We start from the raw sequence: 6,905 nt of genomic DNA on the forward strand, positions 1-6,905 counted from the left end.
GAAGAAAAAGGTACCTGGTACCGAAAAGATGATCTTCGGTACCAGGTACGCCTGTTCCAATTAACTAACTTTTACATTGATGTCATATCGCGGGACAGCTTTATAAACCGCCTGGTGAATTTCGTCTTTCCAATCTTCCAGTTCCGCTTTTGATAATTTATCTTCTCCATCTATATCCACGGTCACCCAAACCCGACTCGCTTCTATGATCACGCGTTTAACAGTGACTCCCGGCATATCATTCACAGTCTTTTTAATGAGCTCCCGGTCTTGCTTCAACCCCCAGGTGTCCCCTACATATTTGATTAACCTGGGATTTTCAGTATCTGTTGTCACTCTTTCATTCATGCCCATATTTTCCACATCATCTCTGCTCGTCTGACCTTGATATTTATCCATCTGCAATCCGCATGCAGTCATAAAGAATATAGAAAGCATTATAACCGTCAAGGCTCGTAACATATACAATCACCTCTTCTCTTTTTACGGTTATTGTTAACCGAGCAAGAGGTGATTATGTACGTTAGCTTAGAGCCATTTCTTCTATAGGGATGATTTCAAGTTCATATTTGCGTGGAATCACAGCCTTACTTAGAATATAGCGCCTATATTTTTCAGCTTCTTCATATTTCTCAAACGTAATTTCCTCGTTATTTTTCCAAAATTCAATGACAATATGTTGTTCGTCAACTCCAACAATACGGTAAGTCATAAATGACTCCTTTCTTTGTTGTATTTATAGACGATCACATTTTTTGGAAATTAAAAAAGCCGAGAAGTCCCCCAAGGAGATTCTTCTCGGCTTTTGTCTAGCTCTATTGTCTAGCTCAATCCAACCGGATCTTTATTAAAATTTAATCAAATGTGAAAGAATAAGGTTTAAGGATAAAGTGTTTTTAATTTATCCCTAACCATAGTATAGTACAGAACACTACATAAATAAAGGGGGATATGGAAAGCACTGGTTATATAGACTTCCTCATTCTTTCATGAGTTGACCCGTTATTGTACTTTAGCAGCTCTTCACATAAAGAGGCATACTCCATACACATGGCGTAAACCCTGTCTTCTTGAGGATCACTCCCTAATGCTGCGCACTCTTTTGCGCAATTCCTGCAAATTTCTGTGCACGATTGATTGATCGCCTCCGCGGTAAAACTTTCCTTACAAACGACTTCAACTGCATAGGCATAAGCATCTGCGCACTCTTTCAAAAGATTTGATTTTTTTTGGAGGATTTCTGAATTTGTCAAAGACATCACTCTTGCTCCTTTCTTTGTAAGGAGTCATGAAGTCCTACTCCGTTCTACGTTTTCATGTCCGTCGGTTTGAAAATAAAAATGATATAACTTCGGTCAAGGTTGAAATCCCAATCTAAAAAGACATCTTCGATCCTGGTTTGGAGGATGGATTCAAATGAAGACAGGTGAAGAAGCCTCTTTTCCAAGTGCCTTTTTGCAATTTTCAAGTGTTCTTGAAAACCTAACCGAATCATTTCCTTTTCAATCGCTACAAATATCCCTTGTCGTTCAATAATCAATGTCCGATTGTTCAATAAAAATGAACGGATCATTTCGGGAGCTTTTTCGGCATGGCGGCTTATTTTCTCAATTTCATCATGAACCGTTTGTTTTTGCTCGTAATTTTCATTGTTTTCGTCCAGCATCGGGCTTACATTCATAATACCAACGATCATTCCAGAGCGGTTCGATAGAGACCAATCGTAGTATAAAGATTCTATTTCGATCCCTGCTACCGCCCTTAGCGTAGCTTTAATATCCGGAATGAGCTCTTGCATGAGTAGATCACGGGTCTCCTCTACATTAGAAGTATTATTCTGGTTGACAAGAACTTTTTCCATAGGAGCTAAAAACCCCTTCAAGTAAATCGTGATGTAAGGTTCTTCGATGGATACAAAAACTGAAGACGGCCCTTTACCAAAATTATCACGCAGGAGTTTTCCTATGTAACTTGAAAGTTCGGATTGGATTGAACGTTTATCCATAAAAATACAGTCCTTTTTGAAGCATATTGCTACAATTTTTCCACACATAATGGGTTCTTAAACGAAATCGAGCACATCGATAGCCCACCTGGATCAGAATGAGTCGAGATACCCAGCAGGGATAATGGCTTCAGATGATGAAGAGATTAGCGAAGCGATGTCGAAGCGGTGTCGAAGCGGTGTCAGGTACCCATAGGACCCCCATGCGTACCTGACACCACAAACACGCTTTTCGGTACCAGGTACCGAAAAAGAAAAAAACGGTGCCTGGTACCAACAAAATTCACCATCAAAAAAACCGGCAGCTCTTCTGAGCTGCCGGTTTGGCAGGTTAATCAACGGTTTTCAGCGTAAGCTGCCTTCACTTCCTGTTGCCTGGGCTTATTAGGAACCTTATGGTGATGACGGCATCTTGGTTCATAGGATTCTGAAGCCCCAACTAAGATAATCGGATCATCATAAGACGCTGGCTCTCCATTGATGAGACGCTGTGTCCGACTAGCCGGCGAACCGCATACAGGGCAAATCGCATTAAGCTTGGTCACGCTCTCACTAAGCGCCATCAAGTCAGGCATTTGTCCGAATGGTTCACCACGGAAATCTGTATCGAGACCAGCTACAATCACTCGAATTCCTCGATCAGCGAGGCATTCCACAACTTCCACAATATTATTATCGAAGAATTGAACTTCATCAATCCCTACCACGTCTACCTCATTATCCACAAGGTTGAGAATATCAAGGGAATCCTTTACAGGGCGAGCTAATACGGAAGTACCATTATGAGATACCACTGCATCTTCCTTATAGCGGTCATCGATAGCCGGTTTAAAAACTCTTACCGTCAAGTTTCCAAATGTTGCACGGCGGACTCGACGAATCAACTCCTCTGATTTCCCGCTAAACATACTTCCACAAATGACCTCAACCCATCCACTTTGCTTCATTACATACACGTCCAACGTCGCTCCCTTCTCGCACTGTCCACACCAATGTATTCATCAAAAAAGAGCCCTCCTGACAATCGGCTGAACGAAAGATCGATCGTTCATGCACCATCAAGGACAGCTCCGAATTATAAGGACTTGAAAACAAAGGTCCTCCCTCACCTTTAAAACATAAGCAAAACTATAAAGTAGAAAATATAGCTACAGCATAGGTTCAATTATGTTTTAGAAGAGGATGACCTTTTTTTGACAAAAAAACAGGCAAACTCAAAAGACAATTTGCCTGTTTTTGTTCAAAATGATGCAGTGGTCGTCCATAAGACGACCACTCATTATTATGAAAGGTTATATTTTTTCTTGAAGCGATCCACACGGCCACCAGCTTTGTCAGCTTTTTGTTTACCTGTGTAGAACGGGTGAGACGCAGAACTAATCTCTACGCGGATCAATGGATACGTGTTTCCATCTTCCCACTCGATCGTTTCTTCGGATGTTTGAGTAGATCCGGTTAGAAACTTGAAATTAGAACTTGTGTCTAGGAATACAACTTTACGGTATTCTGGATGAATTCCTGTTTTCATGTTCTTCCACTCCTTTTTGCCCTGAATCCTTTGGAAACAGAGTTATTGTAAGAGCCGTTGAAGGTTAGTCGTTACACCTTTTACTGAAACTCACATAGAAAGATTATAACAGGGTAGAAACCCTAATGCAACATAGGATCGACATTTGTCAAAAATCGGTTATCCTTTATAAGACGATTGTGTGCGGCGGCCTTGCGAGGATTTTCCTTGCATATCCTTATTCATCAACTCAAAAAATTCTTCATTATTCTTCGAAGCTTTTAAGCGGCGCAAGAAACGATCAGCAAAGTCTGGCGTATCGGATAATGTTTTTCGAATCGCCCATATTTTATCCAGGTATTCTTTTTGCAGAAGCAATTCTTCTTTACGAGTTCCAGAACGTAAAATATCAATCGCAGGGAAAATACGACGCTCAGCAAGACTACGATCAAGGTGAAGCTCCATGTTCCCGGTTCCTTTGAATTCTTCGTAAATAACATCATCCATGCGTGACCCAGTGTCGACAAGCGCCGTAGCTAAGATCGTCAAGCTTCCGCCTTCTTCAATATTCCTTGCCGCACCGAAAAAGCGTTTTGGACGGTGGAAGGCTGCAGGATCAATTCCTCCTGATAATGTCCGGCCACTTGGTGGAATAACCAGGTTGTAGGCACGGGCAAGTCTCGTAATACTATCCATTAGTACAATGACATCACGCTTATGCTCGACAAGACGCATCGCGCGCTCTAGAACCAATTCAGATACTTTGATGTGGTTCTCAGGTACTTCATCAAATGTAGAGCTGACGACATCAACGTCTGCATCGACAGAACGCTCAATGTCCGTCACCTCTTCTGGTCGTTCATCCACAAGTAAGATGATCAGTTTTGATTCCGGATGGTTTGTAGAAATGCTATTGGCTATTTGCTTCAATAGCATCGTTTTTCCTGCTTTTGGTGGAGCGACGATCAATCCGCGCTGCCCATACCCTACCGGAGACATGACGTCCATAATTCGAGTCGAAAGCATCTTCGGTTCTGTTTCCAGTTTCATCTGACGATCCGGATACAGTGGAGTCAAAGCCGGGAAGTGGACACGTTCTTTAGCAGAATCAGGATCCTCTCCATTTACAGCATCTACATGCAACAAACCGTAGTAACGTTCATTTTCTTTCGGAGGACGTACTTTCCCTGACACTTTATCTCCATTTCTCAAATCAAATCTGCGAATTTGTGACGCAGATATATAAATATCCTCAGCACTCGGAGAGTAGTTAATCGGCCTTAAAAAACCGAACCCTTCGGATGGAATGATCTCTAAGATACCATCCATAAATAAAAAGCCATCTTTTTCTGCTTGAGCTTTAAGAATGGAAAAAATCAATTCTCTTTTTGTTAACTTCGCATAGTAAGAGACTTTGTATTGTCTCGCTTTCTCATAAAGTCCCTTCAAAGTCATCGTCTCTAGATTGGAGATTGTTAAATCTGCCACATAATCACCACTTTTATATATTTTTCTTTATTCTTGATGGTCGATCCAATGTAAGCTTGCTATTAAAAAACAAATGACTTCTCTTGAATGTATGGATTAGAAGAAATAGGAGAAGTTGAGTGAAGTAATAGTTTAGAAGCTTACGGAGATTTGTCTCTCTAACAAACAATCTTTATTGTACTCTTGTCTATTCGGGGATTCAATCCCAATTTAAGATTTTTTTCAGGTAGGTCAGCAGAGGTAAGTTTACGTAGAATAGGAGGAAGCCGATTATACCGGCTTCCTATAGAACATTATGGTTTAATTACTAGGTTAGGTTTTTTCTTCAAACTATGGTTTCCGTCTATGAATCGGACTGTACCAGATTTAGCTCGCATAACGAGAGTCTGTGTCGTTGCCTTTTGCCCTTTAAATTGTACACCTTGAAGCAATTCGCCATCTATGACACCAGTGGCCGCGAATATCGCGTCAGCTCCTCCACAGAAGTCATCCATGTAAAGGACACGGTCTACATCTTCAATGCCCATGTTTTACACCGAGCAAGTTGCTGCCGCTTCCGTCACTCGTACTAATTCCATTGATAAACTTCTTTCCATGGTAATCTCTCCCCATCTTGAGTTATAAGATTAATTATTCCTCATCTCCCCATGAAATTGGTTTTTAAATCAAGAATTCTGGAATTGTTCAACTTCTTCGTCTGACATCTCCTCATACCAGACGTTTGCTCCAAGTTCAATCAGCTTATTCGTAATGTTTTCGTAACCTCTCTCGATGTGATCGACGCCCGTAATTTCGGTAACACCTTCAGCCATCAATCCAGCGATGACAAGGGCTGCGCCGGCACGTAAATCAGAGGCTTTCACTTTTGCCGCCTGAAGTTTAGATGGACCAGATACTATGGCTGATCCCCCTTCTACCTTAATCGAAGCATTCATGCGGCGTAATTCATCAATGTGCTTGAACCGAGCTTGATAAATCGTGTCGGTCACAATGCCGGTACCTTCTGCCTTTGTTAGTAAAGAAGTAAAGGGCTGTTGAAGATCTGTAGGAAATCCAGGATAAACCAGCGTCTTAATATCGACAGCTTTCAGTTTCTTGCCTGGTTTCACATAGAGTTGTTCATCATTCTCCTCAATTGTAACGCCCATTTCACGAAGCTTGGCCAAAAGTGACTCCAAGTGCTGAGGAATAACGTTGTCGATGATCATTTCCTCTCCCTGGGCTGCAGCCATGATCGTGTAAGTTCCAGCTTCAATACGGTCAGGGATGATGGTATGAAGACAACCAGATAAGTTGTTCACGCCTTCAATGCGGATAACGTCCGTCCCTGCCCCTTTAATTTTCGCGCCCATGCTTGTAAGCAAAGTCGCTACATCAATGATTTCTGGCTCTTTCGCTGCATTTTCAATAACCGTTTTCCCTTTGGCTCGTACAGCGGCAAGCATAATATTGATCGTTGCTCCGACACTGACGACATCCAAATAGATTCTGGCACCACGCAGCTCTTTCGCTCTCAGGTAAATGGCTCCTTGTTCATTTGTCACTTCAGCTCCTAAAGCTTCAAAGCCCTTAATGTGCTGATCGATCGGACGAGGTCCTAAGTGACAGCCTCCCGGAAGTCCAATAACCGCTTTATTAAAACGGCCCAGCATCGCGCCCATGAAGTAATAAGAGGCCCTCAGCTTTTTAACTTTTCCATTCGGAAGAGGCATGGCAACCATATTGGAAGGGTCGATACTGATGTTTCTTCCATCTTTGTGTACTTCCCCACCAATTTCCCTGAGTAAATCAGATAAGATCCCAACATCAGAAATGTCAGGAAGGCCTTCAATTTTGACTGGAGAATCAGCTAAAATGGCAGCTGGCAACAAAGCAACTGCACTATTTTTCGCTCCGCTTACTCGA

At 42.0% G+C, this 6,905-nt stretch carries 8 protein-coding genes and 1 pseudogene; all 9 read right to left on the minus strand.

Annotated elements, in window-relative coordinates; all coding sequences use genetic code 11:
- Positions 1 to 60 precede the first annotated feature (60 nt).
- Positions 61 to 462, minus strand: coding sequence for a hypothetical protein (locus LD39_RS04075; protein ID WP_035543155.1), 402 nt, complete (start codon positions 460 to 462; stop codon positions 61 to 63).
- 61 nt (positions 463 to 523) lie between these two features.
- On the minus strand, positions 524 to 712 hold the full coding sequence (locus tag LD39_RS04080; protein ID WP_035543157.1) for a hypothetical protein: 189 nt from the start codon (positions 710 to 712) through the stop codon (positions 524 to 526).
- Positions 713 to 965: 253 nt separating this feature from the next.
- The gene (locus LD39_RS04085; protein ID WP_035543159.1) at positions 966 to 1,259 is read right to left on the minus strand and encodes a hypothetical protein; all 294 of its coding nucleotides are present in this window, start codon (positions 1,257 to 1,259) and stop codon (positions 966 to 968) included.
- A gap of 47 nt (positions 1,260 to 1,306) precedes the next feature.
- A complete protein-coding gene (locus LD39_RS04090; RefSeq protein ID WP_035543162.1) occupies positions 1,307 to 2,005 on the minus strand; it encodes a DUF2294 domain-containing protein in 699 nt (232 codons plus the stop codon).
- Positions 2,006 to 2,340: 335 nt separating this feature from the next.
- The gene (locus tag LD39_RS04095; protein WP_035543167.1) at positions 2,341 to 2,961 is read right to left on the minus strand and encodes a thymidine kinase; all 621 of its coding nucleotides are present in this window, start codon (positions 2,959 to 2,961) and stop codon (positions 2,341 to 2,343) included.
- A gap of 326 nt (positions 2,962 to 3,287) precedes the next feature.
- Positions 3,288 to 3,533: a type B 50S ribosomal protein L31 gene (locus tag LD39_RS04100; RefSeq protein WP_035543164.1), complete on the minus strand. Its 246-nt coding sequence runs from the start codon at positions 3,531 to 3,533 to the stop codon at positions 3,288 to 3,290.
- Between the two features lie 159 nt (positions 3,534 to 3,692).
- Positions 3,693 to 5,000, minus strand: coding sequence for a transcription termination factor Rho (gene rho, locus LD39_RS04105; protein WP_081988290.1), 1,308 nt, complete (start codon positions 4,998 to 5,000; stop codon positions 3,693 to 3,695).
- 293 nt (positions 5,001 to 5,293) lie between these two features.
- Positions 5,294 to 5,547: pseudogene (locus LD39_RS04110) on the minus strand (fructose-bisphosphatase class II); the annotation flags it as partial.
- 118 nt (positions 5,548 to 5,665) lie between these two features.
- Positions 5,666 to 6,905: UDP-N-acetylglucosamine 1-carboxyvinyltransferase (locus LD39_RS04115; RefSeq protein WP_035543169.1), on the minus strand; the 1,240-nt coding region annotated here is incomplete at its 5' end.

It is taken from the genome of Halobacillus sp. BBL2006, from assembly GCF_000786645.1.
Classification (GTDB): domain Bacteria; phylum Bacillota; class Bacilli; order Bacillales; family Halobacillaceae; genus Halobacillus.

Excerpts from the sequence above, each read along its gene's own strand:
- LD39_RS04090 (WP_035543162.1), bottom strand. The coding sequence starts at position 2,005 with ATGGATAAACGTTCAATCCAATCCGAACTTTCAAGTTACATAGGAAAA.
- LD39_RS04080 (WP_035543157.1), bottom strand. The coding sequence starts at position 712 with ATGACTTACCGTATTGTTGGAGTTGACGAACAACATATTGTCATTGAA.
- LD39_RS04085 (WP_035543159.1), bottom strand. The coding sequence starts at position 1,259 with ATGTCTTTGACAAATTCAGAAATCCTCCAAAAAAAATCAAATCTTTTG.
- LD39_RS04100 (WP_035543164.1), bottom strand. The coding sequence starts at position 3,533 with ATGAAAACAGGAATTCATCCAGAATACCGTAAAGTTGTATTCCTAGAC.
- LD39_RS04075 (WP_035543155.1), bottom strand. The coding sequence starts at position 462 with ATGTTACGAGCCTTGACGGTTATAATGCTTTCTATATTCTTTATGACT.